Raw genomic sequence first — 19,557 nt, 5'->3', positions numbered from 1 at the left:
CACAAAATTCAGCGGGAAAACTTCAGCGGCAGGCCGGTAAGGCGCAGCAGCTCGTCGGCGGTGGTGTCGCCGAACATGTCGATGACGGTCACGCCGTCGGCGCGGATGTCGAACACCGCCACGTCGGTGTACACGCGCGACACGCAGCGCACGCCGGTCAGCGGATAGGTGCAGGCCTCGACCAGCTTGCTCTGGCCTTCGCGGGTCTGCAGTTCCATCATCACGAACACGTCCTTGGCGCCGATCGCCAGGTCCATCGCGCCGCCCACGGCGGGAATCGCGTCGGGCGCGCCGGTGTGCCAGTTGGCCAGGTCGCCGTGCTGCGAAACCTGGAAGGCGCCCAGCACGCAGATGTCCAGGTGGCCGCCGCGCATCATCGCGAACGAGTCGGCGTGATGGAAGAACGAGCAGCCGGGCAGTTCCGTCACGGGCTGCTTGCCGGCGTTGATCAGGTCGTAGTCTTCCTCGCCCTTGGCGGGGGCGGGGCCCATGCCCAGCATGCCGTTTTCGGTGTGCAGGATGACTTCGCGGTCCGCCGGCAGATGGTTGGCGACGAGCGTGGGCAGGCCGATGCCCAGGTTCACGTAGGCGCCTTCAGGAATGTCCTGCGCCACGCGGGCGGCGATCTGGTCGCGGGTCAGTTTGGTGCTCATTGCTGCTCCTTGGCGGCCGGGGTGGCTGCGATCTGCACGACGCGTTTCACGAAGATGCCGGGGGTGACGACGGTTTCCGGGTCCAGCTCGCCCAGTTCGACCACTTCACGCACCTGCGCCACGGCCACGCGCGCCGCGCTGGCCATGATGGGGCCGAAGTTGCGGGCGGTCTTGCGGTAGACCAGGTTGCCCCAGCGGTCGCCGCGTTCGGCTTTGATGAGCGCGTAGTCGGCGTGCAGCGGATACTCCAGCACGTACTGGCGGCCGTTGATCTCGCGGATTTCCTTGCCATCGGCCAGCGGGGTGCCGTAGCCGGTGGGCGTGAAGAACGCGCCGATGCCGGCGCCGGCGGCGCGGATGCGCTCGGCCAGGTTGCCCTGCGGCACCAGTTCCAGCTCGATCTTGCCGCTGCGGTACAGGCCGTCGAAGATCTGCGAATCCACCTGGCGCGGGAATGAGCAGATGATCTTGCGCACGCGGTTGGCGCCCAGCAGGGCGGCCAGGCCGGTGGTGCCGTTGCCGGCGTTGTTGTTGATGATGACCAGGTCCTTCGCGCCCTGCTCCAGCAGGGCGTCGATCAGTTCCATGGGCTGGCCGGCGGTGCCGAAGCCGCCGATCATGACGGTGGCGCCGTCGGGTACGTCCGCCAGGGCGGCCGCCGCGCTTGCAACAAGCTTAGAAATCATGATGTTTGCTCATAGGTGGCGTGTCATAATTTGTTCTTAATTAGAACTTTCGTTCTTCTGAAGAACATCGTTTCATGGGGATGAGCCGGGCGTCAAGGCGAGCCGGCGCGGCGTCATCCCCATTTACTCTTTTCGCGGTAGACGGATGGCCGAGCAAGATACCCAGCAACCCAGCGACAGCTACGTGCAGTCCTTCGCGCGCGGCTTGTCCGTGATCCGGGCCTTCGGCCCCGACCGTTCCGAGATGACTTTGTCCGAGGTCGCGGCCGTGACCGGGCTGACTCGCGCCGGCGCGCGCCGCATCCTGCTGACGCTGGAGCACCTGGGCTACGTCACCGTCGACGACCGCAAGTTCTCGCTGACCCCGCGCATCCTGGAGCTGGGCTACGCCTACCTGTCCGGCACGCCGCTGTGGAACCTGGCGTTGCCGTACATGGAAGAAGTGGCCGAGCAGACGCGGGAGTCGTGTTCCGTTTCGGTGCTGGAAGGCGCGGACATCGTCTACATCCTGCGCCTGTCCACGCACAAGGTCATGACCATCAACCTGGCCGTGGGCAGCCGCCTGCCGGCCTGGGCGACCTCGATGGGCCGCGTGTTGCTGGCGGGGCTGACGGAGCCGGAGCTGGACCGGGTGCTGGCGCTGAGCCAGATCCAGTCCTACACCCCGCACACCGTCACGGACATCGCGGAGTTGAAGCGCGTGCTGGCCGGCGTGCGCGCCGACGGCTACGCCTGCGTCGCGCAGGAGCTGGAGCCGGGGCTGCAGTCGGTGGCCGTGCCCATCATGGACCGCAGCGGCCGCGTGATCGCCGCGATGAACGTCAGCGGCCATGCCAACCGCTTTACGCGCGAGGAAATGCTGGCGGCGTTTCTGCCGCCATTGCGCCGCGCGGCCGACCAGATCAACCACGCCCTGCTTCGCCGTTAGGCGGGGCAGGGGAGAGACGAGGGCGGCTGGCGTGCGCACGGCGGATCTCAGATGGGCGCGACGCCCAGCGTCGTGCCGCCGCAGACGTACAGCATCTGGCCGGTGACGAAGCCGTTGTCCGGCGACAGGAAGAACATCGCGGCGCGCGCCACGTCTTCGGGCGTGCCCAGGCGCTTGACCACGATGCTGTTGATGATGCGTTCGGTCTGCGGCGCGCCTGCCGGATTGCTCTTGGTGAACAGATCGGTGGCGATGGGGCCGGGACCGATGGCGTTGACGGTGATGCCGTCGCCGCCCAGCTCCATGGCCAGCGTGCGGGTCAGGCCCACCAGGCCGGCCTTGGTGGCCGAATAGACCACGCGGTCCGGCTTGCCCAGCGCGGCGCGCGACGACATGTTCACGATGCGGCCGAAGCCGGCTTCGCGCATGGCGGGCAGCGCGGCCTGCACCAGGATCAGCGCGGTGCGCAGGTGCAGGTTGACCACGTAGTCCAGGTCCGCGAGCGTGGCTGTGTCGGCCGTGCCCGGGCGGGTCGCGCCGGCGTTGTTGACCAGGCCCACGATGTTGTAGGCCGCGGTCACTTCGCGGGCCACTTCCTTGGTGCGCGCTTCGTCGGTCAGGTCGGCCTGATAAGACACCAGCCCCGCGGGCGGATTCTCGGGCAGCTTGTAGTCGATGTTGACGACCTTGTGTCCCGCATCCAGCAGCATGCGGATGATCGCAGCCCCGATCCCGGCGCTGCCGCCGGTCACGAGATACGCAGTAGGTTTGCTCATATCGGTTCCGTTCCTAGAGTAAGCGCGCCGGTCAGTGGGTCAGATAACCCCAAAGGAGGACGGCGGTGATGTGGATCACGCCGACCCACAGCATCATGATGACGGTATAGCCCATCACGTCGCGCAGCTTGAGCTTGGACAGCGCCAGCGCGGGCAGGATCCAGAAGGGCTGCACCAGGTCGTTCCAGGCGTTGCCCAGCATGACGGCCATGGTGGTCTGGTTCAGCGCGCTGCCGATTTCCTTGGCGGCGTCGATCATGAACGGACCCTGGATGACCCAGTGGCCGCCGGCCGAAGGCGCAAAGAAGTTGATGACGAACGAGCTGATCAGGCCCCAGAACGGCAGCGACTCGGGCGTGGCCACGTCGACGAACACTTGCGAGATCGTGGTGACCAGGCCGGAGGCGGCCATGATGGCCATGATGCCGGCGTAGAAGGGGTACTGCAGGATGATGCCGGAGATCGTCTTGATGCCTTCGGTCAGCTTGGCCACGTAGGCGGCCGGCGTGCCCAGCAGGATGATGCCCAGGAACAGGATGATGAAGTTGATCAGGTTCAGGTCCAGCGAACCGCCGTCCATGAAGTGGAAGGTCACGTAGGCGATGCCCAGCGCGCCGATCAGCAGGCTCAGGATGCGGCTGTTGTTCAGCTTGGAGGCGATGGTGCCTTTTTCCAGCATGTCTTCGGCGGCGCTGGACGTGTTGGCGTCGCGGTCGATGGCCGGGTCCACTTCAACGATCTTCTCGCCCTTCTTGGGGTGCAGCCAGGCGTTGAGCAGCGGCAGCGTCACGATGATCACCAGGCTGGTGATCAGCATCGGCACCGAGAAAATGGTTTCCGACAGCGGGATGGTGCCCATCTGCTCGGCGGTGGGGTGATTGGGGGTGGCGACCAGCACGGGGATGCTGGCCGACAGGCCCAGGCCGTACATGGTGAAGCCGCTGTAGGCCGCGGCGATGATCAGCGGGTAGTGCACGCCCTTGACCTTCAGCGCCAGCTTCTTGGCGACGATGCCGCCGATGACCAGGCCGAAGCCCCAGTTCAGGTAGCTGCCGATGCCGCCGACCAGCGTCGCCACGATGATGGCGGTATGCGGCTTGTGCACGTGGCTGACGATGCGGTTGAGCATGCGGTCGGTGAGCGGCGCCGTGGCCAGCACGTAGCCCATCGCCAGGATCACGGCCATCTGGGTCGTGAAGGCCAGGAGGCTCCAGAAGCCGTTGCCCCAGGCGCGCGTGATGTCGCCGATGCCCTTGCCCTCGACGCCCATGGCCAGCAGCACGGTGAGCAGGGTCAGCGCGATCGCGAAGACGAAGGGGTCGGGCAGATACTTGCGCATCAGCTCCGTAAAGAATGAAGCCAGTTTATTCATGGTGCCTCCTACAAACTCCGGTAAGGCTAAGTTTTCTCGCGTCTTGCGCCGCCCGGCGCCGGGTGTCGGCGGGGGCGGGTGGGACGATTGCTTTCTTTGTGTGGTTGGGCTTGTGGCCCGCTGGCGCTGGTGGCGGGATGCCCCGCGCCTTATGGTGTGAATGCTTTGCTTGCGCGGCCGTCAGGAGCCGCTGGCCTTGCCGTTGAGCCAGTCAGCCAGTTCGCCTAGCGCGGCGCTTTTCTCGCGCAGCACGCGCTCGCGGCGTTCGGGGCTCCAGGTGTAGAAGCCCTGGCCGCTCTTGGCGCCGATCTGGCCGCTTTCGACCTTGCTCTTCAGGAGTTCGGAAGGTTCGGTGCGGTTTTCCAGGTCTTTGTAGAGATAGCTGGCGATCGCGTAGTGCACGTCGATGCCGTTCATGTCGCGCTGTTCCAGCGGTCCCGACAGGGCCAGGCGGATGCCCAGGCTCCACTTGACCACTTCGTCGATGTCCTCGGCGCTGGCCACGCCTTTCTCCAGCAGCGAGATGGCCTCGCGTGCCAGGGCGTGCTGGATGCGGTTGGCGATGAAGCCGGGGATGTCCTGGCGCACCAGCACCGGACGCTTGCCGGCGTAGCGCAGCGTGGCCATCACCCGGGCGACCGTGTCCTCGGAGGTGCCGTCGTTGCGCACCACTTCCACCAGCGGAATCACGTCGGCGGGCGTAAAGAAATGGGTGCCCACGAAACGGTCGCGCCGCACTACCGCGCTGGCGATGGCGTTGATGGACAGGCCGGAGGTGTTCGTGGCGAAGAGGGTGTGCGCGGGGCACAGGGAATCGAGCTTGGCGAAGATGCCGCGCTTGAGCTCCAGGTTCTCGGGCACGGCCTCGATCACCAGGTCGCTGTTGCAGGCCGCTTCCAGCCCCGGTGCGACTTGAATGCGCTGCATCGCTTCCTGGACGTTGCCCGGGGCATAGACATTCAACTGGCGGTCTATGGTCTGCAGCGCGCGGTCCAGCGCGCCTTCCATCGGGTCGATCAGGACGACGTTCAATCCCTTCGAGGCGAACAGCGCGGCGATGCCGCTGCCCATGGCGCCTGCGCCGACGATGGCGAGATTCTTGAGGGGAGTATCCATGATGGTTCGCTCGGTGCTGACACGCCGGGCTTGCGGGCGGGCACGTGCGGAACCAGGATGCTTTCTGTCTCTTCCGGGTGTGCCTTCCTGTGCGCCTGGCCAGAAAAATCTTTATGTTCTATATACGAACATTTGTGCGTATATAGAATTTCTGAAAGAGATAGTACTAAAAGTCGCGGGGGGCGGACAAATGGGGGATTTTGGGTGTCCGGCTGGTGGACGGTGCGCAGGCAGGGGACGCCGGCCCGCGCTCTGGCGCGAGCGCGGGCCGGCCTGACCTCACCAGCGGTAGGTGGCGGTGCCGATCACCCGGCGCGGTTCGCCGTAGAAGCAGCCGTAGGTGCAACTGCCGATATAGGTCTTGTCGGTCAGGTTGGACGCGTTCAGCGCGAACTTCCATGGCCCCGTCGCGTAGCTGATCATGGCGTCGAACAAGGTGAAGGATGGCACCTCCACCGGCATGCCGTGCGCCATGCCGCGGGTGCTGCCCACATAGCGCAGGCCAGCGCCGATTCTCAAGCCAGGCAGGCCGAAGTCGCCGAAACCATAGTCGCCCCATAGCGAGAACTGGTTGTAGGGGACCGAGCTCAGGCGCTTGCCTTCCTCGTCGGGTTGCAGGGGGCTGGCCTTGAGCGTGCGCGCGTCGGTGTAGGCGTAGGCGGCGATCAGGTTGGCATTGCGGCCGATGCGGGTGCGCGCCTCCAGTTCCAGGCCGCGGGTCCGCGCCTCGCCGGCCTGTATCTGATAGGACGTGTCCAAGGGGTCGGTCACGGTCATGTTCTTGCGGGTCAGTTGGTAGACCGCCGCCGACAGCATGGTGTCCGAGCCGGCGGGCTGGTAGCGCAGCCCGGCTTCGTACTGCTGGCCGGTGGTGGGCTGGAAGCGGCTGCCCTGGCGGTCCTGGCCGCTGGTAGGCTCGAATGACTCGCTATAGCTGAGGAACGGCGCCAGCCCGTTGTCGGCCAGGTAGACCAGGCCGGCGCGGCCGGTGAAGGCCTTGCTCTTTTCGCCGTCCGCATATTTTTCGTCGGTGAAGAAGTTGTGCTCGTCGACCGTGACCCAATCCTGTCGTCCGCCCAGCAGGACGACCCATTTGTCGGCGATCTTGATCTGGTCCTGAACGTAGATGCCCAGGCGCTTCATGTCGGTGACGGAGGAGGACCCGGGGAACGGCGCGACGGGGCCTAGCGGCATGCCATACACAGGATCGTAGAGGTCGATGTTGTTGTTGCTGCGGATATAGCGTTCGGTTTCGTGTTTGGGCAGCGAGTAATCGATACCCGCCAACAGCGTGTGGCGCACCATGCCGCTGCCCACCTCGTATTGCAAGGACGTATCGGAGATCAGGGCGGAGGAGCGATCCCAGCGTGGCATGGCGCCGCGATCGGCGGTCCAGCGCTGGTCGGGCGCGAGCTGCCAGATGTCGGTGGAGTGATAGGTGCTGTCCGCATGGAAATAGCGCGCACTGTTGCGCAGCTTAAGCTGGCTGTTGAAGGCGTGTTCGAACAGATAGCCGATCGAATAGCGTTCCATGTTGAACTTGTCGAAACCAGGCTCGCCGGTAAAACGATTGCGTGGGATCCGGCCGTTGACGTTGGGGAGCACCGTGCCTTGCGCCGGCAGGCCATAAACGTAGACGGTGTGGTCCTTCTGGTATTCCGCAAGCAGGGTCAGCGAGGTGGCGGCGCTTGGCTGCCACGTGATGGCAGGCGCGATGTAGGTCCGATCGTCAGGCACATGGTCGATGAACGTATCGCTCTCGCGCAGCAAGGCGGTCAATCGGTACGACCACTTGCCATCTTCATCGAGCGCGCCGCCGAAATCGCCGGAGATCTGCTTGCGGCTGTAGTTGCCCGCTTCAACGTTCAGTTCGCGCAGCGGCTCCACGGTGGGGCGTTTGCTGACCGTATTGATGATGCCGCCGGGCGACGCGGAGCCGTAGAGGACGGAGGATGCGCCCTTGAGGAACTCGATGCGCTCCAGCCCATACACCTCCTGCCGCCCGTTGTAGATGTTCACGGTGTACAGCATGCCGTCGCGGTAGTAGTTGCCCAGGTTGCTGCGGAAGCCCCGCAGGAACAGGCTGTCAGACGTGCGGTCCATGCCTTCAGCGCGGCTGACGCCCGCCACGTAGCCCAGCGCATCTTGAATGCTCTGCGATTTCAGGGTGTCGATTTCCTCCGCGCCCACGACCGAGATCGATTGCGGCGTTTCGATGATGGGCGTGTCGGTGCGGGTGCCGGTCGCGCTGAGCCGGGCCGCGTAGCCATGCAGGGGGCCGGTGGCGGTCTCCGCGGCCTGCGCGGTGACGGTCACGGCTTCGAGCGTGGTGGCGTCGTGGTGCGACGCCGGCGCGGGGCGCAGCGTGTAGCTGCCGTTGCTTTCCGGCAGGGCTTGCAGGCCTTGGCCGCGCAGCAATTCACCGAAGCCTTCGCGCACCGAATAGCTGCCTGACAGGCCGTTGCTGCGCTTTCCATGCAGCAGCGCGGCGTCCATGCTCAGTTCTACGCCGGCCGCGCTGGCGTAGGCATTGAGCACCTGGCTCAGCGGGCCGCCGGCGATGTCGTAGCTGCTCCTGGTCTCGACGCTCTGCGCCTGCGCGGTGGCGGTCGCGCCAGGGATGACGCAGAACGCCACGCTGAGAAACAGCGCCAGGCGCATCAGGCGGGGAATCGCGGGGCGGAGCGCTGGCGTGGCTGGCGCGTGGGAATGGGACCTGGGCTGCGGGTGACGGGACATTGGGTGATGCCTTGCGGTTCGTGCTGGAGATGAAAGGGGGTCACCCTATATCCCGAGCAAGAACGCCGAATCCGCAATTGCCGCCTCGAAAAGTTTGTAACGGCAACAGCCGATTGGCCGTCATTGCGCTGCCTGCACTGTCACCCAGTAGCGCGTCCGGTAGCTCACCGCCACCGGCAGAGCCCGCGTGAGGTTGTCCAGCGCCCGGTCCGTGTTGCGTACGGAAAAGACGCCGCTCACCAGCAGGCCCGCAACCTCGGGATCGCAGCGCAGCAGGCCTGGCCGGTAGCGGGCCAGTTCTGCCAGGAATTCGTCCAGGCGCATGGCATCGGCCACCAATACCCCGCGGCTCCAGGCCGCCGCGCTTTCCTGCGCAGGACTAGGTGCCGCGGCCCCGCCTGACGAAAAGCGCGAACCCTGGCCGGCTTGAAGCAGGACTGCCTGTTCCGGTGCGCCGAGGGGACGGATTTCCACGGCGCCTTCGAACACGGCCACGCGGGAGGTTTCGGTATCGTCCCTGACCGAGAATCGGGTGCCCAGGGCCTGGATGGAGCCGTGGCGGCTGCGCACCCGGAACGGCCGGGCCATGGCTGCGAGATCTGGCGCGGTTGCTACCAGGATTTCTCCGGCGTGCAGCACCACCACGCGTTCGTCCGCGGTGAACCTGAGGTCGATGGCGGTCGCGGTGGACAGCGTCACGCTGGACCCATCCGGCAGGGCGATGGTCCGGATTTCGCCAGTGCCGCTGCGGTAGTCGGCCGTTGCGGTTTGCCAGGAGTCGGTGCCGCGCAGGATGTAGCCCACGCCCACGATGGTTGCGCCCAGCCCCAGCAGGCTGATCGCGCGGCGCCGCGAGACGCCAGCCGGGCGTTTGCGCAGAGCGTGGCTGGCGGCCTGCGGCGATACGCTGCCGAGCTTGTCCTCGAATTCCAGCAGCCGTTGCCAGGCCAGTTCATGGTCGGCATGTTGCGCGCGCCAGCGGGCGCAGTCGGACTGGTCGGTGGGGTTGACGTCTTCCGACCACAAGCGCGCCATCCATTCGGCTGCCCGCTGCACGATGGCGGGGTCGATGGCCCGATTCAAGCCCTGGGGATTTGACGGAATGCCGGGCGTGGCGGACATGCCCGGTCAGCCGCCAGGGGGCGCGTGCAGGGCCTGGTAGCAGGCCAGCAGCGCGGAAGCCACGTATTTCTCCACCGACGACACCGACACGGCCAGCCGCGACGCGATGTCGCGGTAGCTCAAACCGTCCAGTTTGCGCAGCAGCAGCGCCTCGCGCGCCTTGGCTGGCAGGCTCTGCAGCACGGCGTCGATCTCGACCAGGGCTTGTACCGCCATGGCGCGGGCTTCTTCCGACGGCGCATGCGCCTGCGGCAGACCGGCGAGGGCTTCGAGATAGGCGGCCTCGATCTGGCGGCGGCGGTAGAGGTCGATCACCAGGCCGCGGGCGACCTGCGCCAGATGCTGGCGCGACTGGTGCGGTTCGGGCAGCCGGCCAGTGTGCAGGATGCGCAGATAGGTGTCGTGCGCCAGATCCGCCGCGTCGAACGCATTGCCCAGCCTTCGACGCAGCCAGCTTCTCAGCCAGCTGTGATGATCGGCATACAGGCCTTCGATGCCCTGCTGCGCTGCGGATTGGTTGGTCGACATGCGGGCCCCTGCAACGCGCGAAGGCGGCAAAAATGGCGCGGGTAAAGGATGAGAATCAGACTCATTCTATACCGCGCGCCATTTCACCAGCAATCGCTAGCCCGAGTTGCGCAGCCCCGCCGCAATCCCGTTGATCGTCAGGTGGATGGCGCGCTGCACGCGCTTGTCGACCTCGGCCTCGGGATGCTTCTGCGCCGCGCGGTGGCGGCGGATCAGGTCGATCTGCAGGTAGTTGAGCGGATCGATGTAGGCGAAGCGCTCGCGCAGCGACGCCTGCAGCGTGGGGTTGTCGGCCAGCAGTTCGCGCTGGGTCAGCAGCTTGAGCATGGCCAGCGTGCGGCCGTGCTCGGCGCTGATGGCGCCGAAGATGCGTTCGCGCACGCCGCGCTGCGGCACCAGCTGCGCGTAGCGCGCGGCGATCGCCAGGTCGGACTTGGCCAGCACCATTTCCATGTTGGACAGCAGCGTGCGGAAGGCGGGCCAGTCGCGCGCCATTTCGCGCAGCTGGGCCAGGCGGCCGCGGCGCGAGCGGGGCGCGTCGGGGGCGCCGGTTTCCAGATAGGCCTCGATGGCCGACCCCATGCCGTACCATCCGGTCAGCATCAGGCGGCATTGAGCCCAGGAAAAGCCCCAGGGGATGGCGCGCAGGTCTTCGATGCGCTGGCCTTTCTTGCGCGAGGCGGGACGCGAGCCGATGTTCAGGCCTGCGATTTCGCTGATGGGCGTGGCGGCGAAGAAGTAATCGGCAAAGCGCGGGGTGTCGTAGACCAGGCCGCGGTAGGTGCGCTGCGCGGTTTCGGACATGAAGGACATGGCCGGGCCGTGCTGGGCCATGTGCGCGTCTTCCGCGCTGGTGGCTTCGGCGCGCGGCGCGAGGCTGGATTCCAGCGTGGCCGCGACCAGCAGTTCCAGGTGCCAGCGGCCGACCTCGGCGTCCTTGTACTTGCTCTGGATGACTTCGCCCTGTTCGGTCAGGCGGATCTGGCCGGCCACGGTGCCCGGGGGCTGTGCCAGGATGGCGTCGAAGCTGGAGCCGCCGCCGCGGCCTACCGAACCGCCACGGCCATGGAACAGGCGCAGCCGCACGTTGCGGGCCGAGAACACGTCGACCAGCGCGCGCTCGGCCTGGTAGAGCGACCAGTTGGACGTGAGGAAGCCGCCGTCCTTGTTGCTGTCCGAATAGCCCAGCATGACTTCCTGCGCGCCGTTCTGCGCCAGCTTCACGCGCTGGCGGATTTCGGGCAGGTCCAGCCAGGCAGCCATGATCTCGGCGCCGCGCTGCAAGTCGGGAATGGTCTCGAACAGCGGCACGACCATCAGGCCGTCCTCGGGCTGGATCTCCTGGCCCGCCGGGGCGATGAGGCCGGCTTCCTTTTGCAGCACCATGACTTCCAGCAGGTCGCTCAGCGTTTCGGTGTGCGACACGATGGTCTGGCGCACGGCCTGCTTGCCGTAGCGCGCGCGGCCGGCGGCGGCGGCGCGCAGCACCGCCAGTTCGCGCGTGGTGTCTTCGCTATAGGCGATCCAGGGCGAGGCCAGCGGACGGGCCTGCGCCAGTTCGGCGCGCAGCAGTTCGACGCGTTGCTCTTCGGTGAGCGCCAGGTAGTCCAGCGGCTTGCCGTCGCGTTGCGTGCCGGCGAGGGTGAACAGCTCGGCCAGCGCGCGCTCGTGCACGTCGGAACTCTGGCGCAGGTCCACCGTGGCCAGATGAAAGCCGAATACTTCCACGGCCTGCTGCAAGCCGGCCAGGCGCAGCTTGGCGATGGGCGAGCCATGGTGGGCGGCCAGCGACGCGGCGATCACGGCCAGATCGGCGGACAGCTCTTGCGGACCTTCGTAGGGGGCTGCCGCGACGGTGCTGCGCCGCGCCAGGTCCTGGCCCGTCAGGCGCTGCGCGGTGGCGGCCAGGCGGGCGTACACGCCGACCAGCGCGCGGCGATAGGGCTCATCGCGGCGGTGGGGCGAATCGTCGCCGCTGGCGTCGGCCAGGGCCAGCAGTTCGGCATCCACGCCAATCAGCAAGGTGGTGACGGACAGCTCCGCGCCCAGCGCATGGACCTCTTGCAGATAGTGTTCGAACAGCACGGTGGCCTGGCGCAGCAGCGCGCGTTCCAGGGTGCTGGCATCCACGTTGGGGTTGCCGTCGCGGTCGCCGCCGATCCAGCTGCCCATGCGCAGGAAGGGCTCCAGCGGCGCGGGCGGAGCGGCGAAGGGCTTGGCGGACTCGCGGCTCAGCAGCTTGGACAGGTCGCCGTACACGCGCGGAATGACTTGCAGGAAGGTGCTGCGGTAGTACGACAGCGCGTTCTCGATTTCGTCGGCCACCGTGAGGCGCGTGTAGCGCAGCATGCGGGTCTGCCACAGCGTGGCGACGCGGCCGAGGAGGGATGCGTCCAGGTCGGCCAGCTCTTCCGGCGTGAGCGTGCCTTCGCGCTGCGTCAGCGCGCCGGCGATCTCGCGGTGCACGTCCAGCGTGCTCTTGCGCTGCACTTCGGTGGGGTGCGCGGTCAGCACCGGCATGACGCAGGCTTCGGCCAGCAGCCGGCGGATGCGGGCTACGCCCACGCCCTGGCGGCCCAGGGTCTGCACCGCGTCGCGCAGGCTGCCGCGCTCGGGCGCGCCGCTGGCGATGGCGCGGGCGCGCTGGCGGCGATTCTGGTCGCGGTCTTCGGCGATATTGGAAAGGTGCAGGAAGTAGCTGAAGGCGCGCGCCACGGAGTTGGGGTCGCTGCCTTGCAGGCGCTTGACGCGCTGCTCCAGCAATTTGCCGTCGGCGTCGTTGCCTTCGCGGCGGAACTTCACGGCCGTGCGGCGCAGGGTTTCGATGGTGTCGAAGACGCGTTTGCCCTCACATTCCTCGATGACGGTGCCCAGTAATCGGCCTAATAGCCGGATATCGTGACGCAAGGGTTCTGCTGAATCGGACTGCGGGCGCATGGCATTCATCTGGCGGGGATCCGTCGAGGCTGCTGAGAGAGGGGAAGGGGTAGGAAAGAAGAGGCGTTGCAGGTAAACCGGGAAAGAGAATCTGGAAGATTTTACGCAGACTTTTTACGCCAGCCGCCGGCGTCGGTTTAAAGTCCGCCAGCAGCATGTTTACACTAAAGGCAGGCCGTCACCTGTGCGTACAAGCCTTCAGTCCCTTCGTCTTTCCAGAAGCCCCCATTTATGCAAAATCATCAACGTCGCGCGCTCGTGCTGTTTTCGGGCGGCCAGGATTCCACTACTTGCCTGGCCTGGGCGCTGGACCGCTACGCCCATGTGGAAACCGTGGCGTTCGACTACGGGCAGCGCCACCACATTGAACTGACTGCGCGGCTGAACGTGCTGCGCGAGATCCGCAGCAATTTCCCCGACTGGGCGCCGCGCCTGGGCGAGGATCATCTGCTGGACCTGAAGGTGCTGGGCCAGGTGGGCGATACCGCCATGACCAGCGACCGCGCCATCGAAATGCAGGCCAACGGCCTGCCCAACACTTTCGTGCCTGGGCGCAACCTGCTGTTCCTGACGCTGGCCGCCGCGCTGGGCTACCGCCGTCAGCTGGACGTGCTGGTGGGCGGCATGTGCGAAACCGATTTTTCCGGCTATCCGGATTGCCGCGACGACACCATCAAGGCGCAGCAAGTGGCGCTGGGCCTGGGCTTGGGCTCGCGGGTCACGATCGAGACGCCGCTGATGTGGATCGACAAGTCCGAGACCTGGGCGCTGGCGCATAGGCTGGGCGGCGACGCGCTGGTGGAAACCATCGTCGAGGAAAGCCACACCTGCTATCTGGGCGAGCGCGGCGCGCGCCACGACTGGGGCTACGGCTGCGGCGAGTGTCCCGCCTGCAAGCTGCGCAAGATCGGTTGGGAAAAATGGGTGGTGGCCTCCGCCGCCGAGGGTTGAGACGCCGGCCGCCGCCATCGCGCGGCGGGCGCTTCAGGCAAACGCCGCGCGCGTCCTGGCGATGAACTTCCACCGCAGCGCGAACGCTGCCGCACCGATAGCCGCGGCCAAGCCCACCGACAGCCCCATCGCGCCGCGTGCGCCGTAGCTGTCCACGATGTAGGCATAGGCGACCGGAGAGGCGGCGGTGACCAGGAAGCTGGGGATCAGCAATGAACCCACCAGCGTGCCATAGCTGCGGAAATCGAAGAGCGCCAGCGGCAGGGTGCCGCGGGTGATGGTCAAGAGGCCATTGCAGGCGCCGTAAAGCAGCGCGTAGGCGGCGGTGGCATAGAGGTTGCCGCCGGACAGCAGCGCCAGCAGGAAGCACAGGGGCAGCAGCGCGCCGACCGCCAGCGTCAATGTCAGCGGATGCAGGCGCGAGCCCAACGCCACGTCGGCCAGACGGGCCGCGAACTGGCCGACGCCCCACAGGGCCGCGACGCTGACCGCGGCGGCCGCGGCCAAGCCCAGGCCCGACAGCAATGAAATCAGATGGGCCGCGTTGCCCGCCGCCAGAAAGTTGGTCAGCATGGCGACCAACGCGTACAGTCCGCCCGCCAGGCGGCGCTCGGCGGCGTTGCGGGTGAGGCCGGCGGGCGCCTTGTCCTTGCCGCCGGGGGCCGCTGCATAGCGTGCACGCGGCAGCGCCAGGTAAAGCGGCACCGTGGCCAGCGCCAAACCGGCATAGGCCAGCGCCGCGCCGCGCCAGCCCAGCCAGCCCGACAGCGCATGGCCTACCGGCCACATCACCGTGGACGCGAGTCCGCCGAACAACGTGATCTGCGACATGGGCCGGCGCGCCAAGGGGCCGGCCGCGCGCGCCAGCGAGGCGAAAGCCGCGTCGTACAGGCTCAGCCGCATGCCAACGCCCAGCACGGCCCAGGACAGGAAGTACCAAGGTATGGCGTGCGCGATCGACAGGCCCGCGCAGCCCAGCGCGCCCAGTAGCGCGCCCAGCGGCATGACGCGATGGCCGCCCCAGCGGTCCACGGCCATGCCGGCCAGCGGCGACACCAGGGCCATCACCACGATGGCCGCCGAAAAACCGCCGTAGACGGTGGCGGCGTTCCAGCCCAGGTCGGCGGCCATTGCGGGTCCCAGGGCGCCGATCAAGTAGTACGTCACGCCCCAGCCGACCAGTTGCGTCAGCCCCAGGCAGACGATGGCGCGCGGCGCAATCACGGCCGTTGCGGCGGTGTGGCGTCGCCTTCGCCCAGCGCGCGCTGCATCAGCACCGTGTCGCGCCATTCGCCATGCTTGTGCCCCACCGAACGCAGAGTGCCGGCGGGATGGAAGCCCTGGCTGGCGTGCAGCGCCAGCGATGCGGCGTTGCGGCTGTCGCCCACGACGGCCAGCATCTGGCGCCAGCCGGCGGCGGTGCAGCGCTCGATCAGCTCGGCCAGCAGCTTGCCGCCGATGCCCAGGCCGGAGCGGCCCGCCTTTACGTACACCGAATCTTCGACCGTGTGGCGGTAGGCCGGGCGCGGGCGGTAAGGCGTGACGTAGGCGTAGCCCACGACCTCACCGTTGATCTCGGCCACCAGATAGGGCATTTCCTTTTCCAGTACGGCGCCGCGGCGCTGGCGCATTTCCTGGATGGACGGCGGCTCCAGCTCGAACGACGCGGTGCCGTGCTTTACATGGTGGGCGTAGATGGTCTTGATGGCGGGAAGATCGGCTTCCGCGCTGTCGCGGATGAGGACGGTGGGGCGGGGGGACGACATGGGCGGGCCGTGAGCAGGAAAGGAAAACAGAAACCGCCAGTGTCGCGCAAGCTTATTTATTAATAAAGCTTTGGTCCATTATGATTTGTATAAGTAAAACTTTGGATTTAGCGATGCGTGGCCTTAACCTGGATCATCTGCGCACCTTTGCGCAGGTGATCGAACTGGGCAGTTTTTCCGCCGCGGCGGAGCGGGGCGGCGTGACGCAGCCCGCCGTCAGCCTGCAGATCCGCCAGTTGGAGCGGCGCTTCGGCCTGAAGCTGGTGGAACGCATCGGCCGCCGCGCCGGCCCGACAGCGGCCGGGCTGGAGCTGCTGTCGCACGTGCGCGTCATCGACGCGGCGCTGGCGCAGGCCGAACTTGCCATGACCGCGCATGCGTCGCAGGTGTCCGGCCGCATCCGGCTGGGCACGGGCGCCACCGCCTGCACCTATCTGCTGCCGCCGATCCTGGCGGACCTGCGGCGGCGCTTTCCGGCATTGGATATCGTGGCCAGCACCGGCAATACGGCGGACATGCTGCGCGCGCTGGAGAACAACACGCTCGATATCGGCCTGGTCACCTTGCCCGCGCCGGGACGCATGTTCCAGGTCACGCCGGTGCTGGATGACGAGTTCGTGGCGATCTTTCCCGCCCGCGATCCGGCCGCCATACCCGCGGCCGCCACGCCGCAGGCGCTGGCGCAGCTGCCGCTGGTGCTGTTCGAACCGGGCGCGCGCACCCGCCGCCTGGTGGACGACTGGTTCGAGGACGCCGGGTTGGCCGCCAAGCCCGTGATGGAGCTGGGCAGCACCGAGGCCATGAAGGAGATCGTCGCCGCGGGCCTGGGTTGCGCGATCCTGCCCAGGCTGGCGGTGTCGGGCGCGGGCCAGCGCCAGGCGCTGGAGGTGCGCTCGCTGGCGCCGCGCCTGTCGCGCAGCCTGGCCATCGTGCTGCGAAGGGACAAACCGCTCAGCCGGGGATTGCGGCATCTGCAGGACTCGCTGCTGGCGTTGCGTGGATGAACCCAAGGACGTGGGTACACTGGCGCAGACCATTCCTCGCCACTTGAATCGCAATCATCGCAAAATGGACAAGCCTGCTGCCCGCAAGCCCTATAAGCCCGCAGAGCTGGACCTGTTTCCTTATGAGTCCTCGCGGCGTCCGGTGGCCGGATTGGCGGTGGATTACGAAGACGGCCACCGCGTGCGCCGCCACCGGCACCGCCGCGCCCAGTTGCTGTACGCCATCTCCGGGGTCATGGTGGTGGATACCGATGCCGGGATCTGGGTGGTGCCGCCCACGCGCGGCGTCTGGGTGCCGGCCTGGGTGTCGCACGGCCTGCGCATGAGTGGCGAGCCGCGCATGCGCACCGTGTTTGTGGAGCCGGGCGCGGCCGCGCACTTGCCGTCCAGCTGCTGTGTGTTGTCGATTTCCCCTTTGCTGCGCGAGCTGATGGTCGCGGCGGCCGAGGTGCCGCTGGACTGGGCGCCCGACACGCGCGACGGCCGGCTGATGATGTTGCTGCTGGACGAATTGCGCCAGGAGCCGGTGCTGCCGCTGCACCTGCCGCAGCCTTCCGAACCCCGCCTGGCGCGCATTTGCCGCGCCATCGTGCGCCACCCGGAACGCCAGGACGGCGCGGCCGACTGGGGGCGCGCGCTGGGAGTGGACCCGAAGACGGTGCACCGGCTGTTCCTGCGGCACACCGGCATGACCTTTGGCCGGTGGCGCCAGCAGGCGCGGCTCCTGGCGGCAATGGAGCGGCTGGCGCGCGGCGAACGTGTGCTGGAGGTGGCGCTGGACCTGGGGTACGAAAGCCCCAGCGCTTTCGCGGCCATGTTCCGCAAGGCCGTGGGCGAGCCGCCCAGCGCCTTCGCGGCCCGCGGCATGGCGTCCGCCTGATGGCCGCGGCCGCGTCCCGGGGGCGGCCGACGGGCGAGGGCGGCCCGAACCAGCGTATTATTTAACGTTTTGCCGCCTACGCTAACAGCTACAGCCAGAGACAAACCATGCCGCACTACCGCTCCCGCACCTCGACCCACGGCCGCAACATGGCCGGCGCCCGCGCCCTGTGGCGCGCCACCGGCATGAAGGACGGCGACTTCGGCAAGCCGATCATCGCGGTAGTGAACTCGTTCACGCAGTTCGTGCCGGGCCACGTGCACCTGCGCGACCTGGGCGCGCTGGTCGCCAAGGAAATCGAGGCCGCAGGCGGCGTCGCCAAGGAATTCAACACCATTGCCGTGGACGACGGCATCGCCATGGGCCACGGCGGCATGCTGTATTCGCTGCCCTCGCGCGAACTGATCGCCGACTCGGTCGAATACATGGTCAACGCGCACTGCGCCGACGCCATGGTCTGCATCTCGAACTGCGACAAGATCACCCCGGGGATGCTGATGGCCGCTATGCGCTTGAACATCCCGGTCGTGTTCGTGTCGGGCGGTCCGATGGAAGCGGGCAAGGTCAAGTCGCCCACCGACGGCAAGGTCATCGCCAAGATCGACCTGATCGACGCCATGATCAAGGCCGCCGACCCCAAGGTGTCGGATGCGGAAGTGGCGGAAGTCGAACGCAGCGCCTGCCCGACCTGCGGCTCCTGTTCCGGCATGTTCACCGCCAACTCGATGAACTGTCTGACCGAAGCCATCGGCCTGGCGCTGCCGGGCAACGGCACGATCGTTGCCACGCACGCCTGGCGCAAGGGTCTGTTCGAACAGGCCGGCCGCCTGGTGGTGGACCTGTGCCGTCGTTACTACCAGGAAGAGGACGCGTCGGTCCTGCCGCGCAGCATCGCCACCAAGAGCGCGTTCCAGAACGCGATGGCGCTGGACGTGGCCATGGGCGGCTCGACCAACACCGTGTTGCACTTGCTGGCCGCGGCGCAGGAAGCTGGCGTGGACTTCACCATGGCCGACATCGACCGCATTTCGCGCAAGGTGCCGTGCCTGTGCAAGGCGGCGCCCGCCACCGACAAATACCACATCGAAGACGTGCACCGCGCTGGCGGCATCCTGGGCATCCTGGGTGAACTGGCGCGCGCGGACCTGCTCGATCTGTCCTGCGGCAACGTGCACAGCGGCACGCTGGGCAATGCGATCAAGCAATGGGACGTGGCCGGCGGCGCTGGCGAAGAGGCGCAGAAGTTCTATAGGGCGGCTCCGGGCGGCATTCCGACCACGGTGGCGTTCAGCCAGGACGCAACCTTCCTGACGCTGGATACCGACCGCAAGACGGGCTGCATCCGCAGCAAGGAAAGCGCCTATTCGAAGGACGGCGGCCTGGCCGTGCTTTACGGCAACCTGGCTGAAAAGGGCTGCATCGTGAAGACGGCGGGCGTGGACGAGTCGCAATGGGTCTTTACCGGCCGTGCGCGCGTTTTTGAAAGCCAGGACGATGCGGTGGAAGGCATTCTGGGCGACAAGATCGTTCCTGGCGACGTGGTGGTGATCCGCTACGAAGGCCCGAAGGGCGGTCCGGGCATGCAGGAAATGCTGTACCCGACGTCGTACCTGAAGTCCAAGGGCCTGGGCAAGACTTGCGCGCTGTTTACCGATGGCCGTTTCTCTGGCGGTTCGTCGGGGCTGGTGATCGGCCATGCTTCGCCGGAAGCGGCGGAAGGCGGCACGATCGGCCTGGTGGAAGAGGGCGACGTGATCGAGATCGATATCCCGAACCGCAAGATGCATCTGGCGGTGTCCGACGAGGAACTGGCGCGCCGCCGGGCGGCGATGGATGCTCGTGCCGATGGCTGGGAGCCGGTCGGTCGCGAACGTGTCGTGTCGCAGGCGCTGCAAGCGTATGCGGCGTTGGCGACTTCGGCGGATCGCGGGGCTGTGCGGGATTTGTCGCAGCTGAAGCAGAAGGGCAAGCGTTGATTTTGCTTGCTGTTGGGTAAGAGGGCGGCGCTTTTTAGCGCCGCTTTTTTTTTGGTGTCTGATGAGTGCTGGTTGGTGTTGACGTCGTGCGTGCGTGCGTGCGGGTGCGGGTGCCGGTGCCGG

Annotated in this window: 16 protein-coding genes; 5 read left to right on the top strand and 11 right to left on the bottom strand. The window is 67.0% G+C overall.

Translation table 11 applies throughout. The annotated features are described in order from the left end of the window. Window positions 1-8: 8 nt before the first annotated feature. Complete coding sequence (locus HV766_RS24850) at window positions 9-653, bottom strand: 3-oxoacid CoA-transferase subunit B (RefSeq protein WP_013396545.1); 645 nt, start codon at window positions 651-653, stop codon at window positions 9-11. After that, the gene (locus tag HV766_RS24845) at window positions 650-1,339 is read right to left on the bottom strand and encodes a 3-oxoacid CoA-transferase subunit A (protein WP_013396544.1); all 690 of its coding nucleotides are present in this window, start codon (window positions 1,337-1,339) and stop codon (window positions 650-652) included. The genes HV766_RS24850 and HV766_RS24845 overlap by 4 nt, the downstream gene beginning before the upstream one ends. Before the next feature lie 145 nt (window positions 1,340-1,484). Between HV766_RS24845 and HV766_RS24840 the strand changes: the two genes are divergently transcribed. Next, complete coding sequence (locus HV766_RS24840) at window positions 1,485-2,267, top strand: IclR family transcriptional regulator (RefSeq protein ID WP_054459426.1); 783 nt, start codon at window positions 1,485-1,487, stop codon at window positions 2,265-2,267. Window positions 2,268-2,314: 47 nt separating this feature from the next. Here the strand turns inward: HV766_RS24840 and HV766_RS24835 are convergent, their stop codons facing one another. The 7 genes from HV766_RS24835 to ppc form a co-directional block, all read right to left on the bottom strand. Then, on the bottom strand, window positions 2,315-3,043 hold the full coding sequence (locus HV766_RS24835) for an SDR family NAD(P)-dependent oxidoreductase (protein ID WP_054459427.1): 729 nt from the start codon (window positions 3,041-3,043) through the stop codon (window positions 2,315-2,317). A 31-nt stretch (window positions 3,044-3,074) separates the two neighbouring features. Next, on the bottom strand, window positions 3,075-4,415 hold the full coding sequence (locus HV766_RS24830) for a short-chain fatty acid transporter (RefSeq protein ID WP_175182017.1): 1,341 nt from the start codon (window positions 4,413-4,415) through the stop codon (window positions 3,075-3,077). Between the two features lie 180 nt (window positions 4,416-4,595). Continuing rightward, entirely contained in the window at window positions 4,596-5,531 is a 936-nt protein-coding gene (locus HV766_RS24825) for a 3-hydroxyacyl-CoA dehydrogenase family protein (RefSeq protein ID WP_054459431.1), read from the bottom strand. Between the two features lie 279 nt (window positions 5,532-5,810). Beyond that, the gene (locus HV766_RS24820; RefSeq protein WP_175182016.1) at window positions 5,811-8,270 is read right to left on the bottom strand and encodes a TonB-dependent siderophore receptor; all 2,460 of its coding nucleotides are present in this window, start codon (window positions 8,268-8,270) and stop codon (window positions 5,811-5,813) included. 120 nt (window positions 8,271-8,390) lie between these two features. Next, complete coding sequence (locus HV766_RS24815) at window positions 8,391-9,392, bottom strand: FecR domain-containing protein (RefSeq protein WP_175182015.1); 1,002 nt, start codon at window positions 9,390-9,392, stop codon at window positions 8,391-8,393. 6 nt (window positions 9,393-9,398) lie between these two features. Then, complete coding sequence (locus HV766_RS24810; RefSeq protein ID WP_054459437.1) at window positions 9,399-9,920, bottom strand: sigma-70 family RNA polymerase sigma factor; 522 nt, start codon at window positions 9,918-9,920, stop codon at window positions 9,399-9,401. A 96-nt stretch (window positions 9,921-10,016) separates the two neighbouring features. Further along, complete coding sequence (ppc, locus tag HV766_RS24805; RefSeq protein ID WP_054459439.1) at window positions 10,017-12,866, bottom strand: phosphoenolpyruvate carboxylase; 2,850 nt, start codon at window positions 12,864-12,866, stop codon at window positions 10,017-10,019. Window positions 12,867-13,088: 222 nt separating this feature from the next. On the opposite strand from ppc, the gene queC reads away from it, so the two are divergent. Continuing rightward, window positions 13,089-13,808 carry a 7-cyano-7-deazaguanine synthase QueC gene (gene queC, locus HV766_RS24800; protein WP_054459441.1) on the top strand — a complete coding sequence of 240 codons (720 nt, stop codon included), beginning with the start codon at window positions 13,089-13,091 and terminating at the stop codon, window positions 13,806-13,808. Between the two features lie 33 nt (window positions 13,809-13,841). On the opposite strand, the gene HV766_RS24795 is transcribed toward queC, so the two are convergent. Both HV766_RS24795 and HV766_RS24790 read right to left on the bottom strand, forming a co-directional pair. Further along, window positions 13,842-15,032, bottom strand: coding sequence for an MFS transporter (locus HV766_RS24795; protein ID WP_054459442.1), 1,191 nt, complete (start codon window positions 15,030-15,032; stop codon window positions 13,842-13,844). Further along, window positions 15,029-15,574: a GNAT family N-acetyltransferase gene (locus tag HV766_RS24790; RefSeq protein WP_175182014.1), complete on the bottom strand. Its 546-nt coding sequence runs from the start codon at window positions 15,572-15,574 to the stop codon at window positions 15,029-15,031. The genes HV766_RS24795 and HV766_RS24790 overlap by 4 nt, the downstream gene beginning before the upstream one ends. A 113-nt stretch (window positions 15,575-15,687) precedes the next feature. Between HV766_RS24790 and HV766_RS24785 the strand changes: the two genes are divergently transcribed. The 3 genes from HV766_RS24785 to ilvD all read left to right on the top strand — a co-directional run bounded on the left by HV766_RS24785 (window position 15,688) and on the right by ilvD (window position 19,434). Next, on the top strand, window positions 15,688-16,578 hold the full coding sequence (locus tag HV766_RS24785) for a LysR family transcriptional regulator (protein ID WP_175182013.1): 891 nt from the start codon (window positions 15,688-15,690) through the stop codon (window positions 16,576-16,578). Between the two features lie 64 nt (window positions 16,579-16,642). Continuing rightward, window positions 16,643-17,458, top strand: a complete 816-nt coding sequence (locus HV766_RS24780; RefSeq protein ID WP_175160906.1) for an AraC family transcriptional regulator — start codon at window positions 16,643-16,645, stop codon at window positions 17,456-17,458. Between the two features lie 107 nt (window positions 17,459-17,565). Beyond that, window positions 17,566-19,434 (top strand): dihydroxy-acid dehydratase, encoded by a 1,869-nt coding sequence (gene ilvD / locus HV766_RS24775; protein WP_054459450.1) that lies wholly within the window; start codon window positions 17,566-17,568, stop codon window positions 19,432-19,434. Window positions 19,435-19,557: the final 123 nt, after the last annotated feature.

Source organism: Achromobacter aegrifaciens (assembly GCF_902859735.1).
Classification (GTDB): Bacteria; Pseudomonadota; Gammaproteobacteria; order Burkholderiales; family Burkholderiaceae_B; genus Achromobacter; species Achromobacter aegrifaciens.
This window is presented reverse-complemented; position numbering and strand designations above follow the sequence as displayed.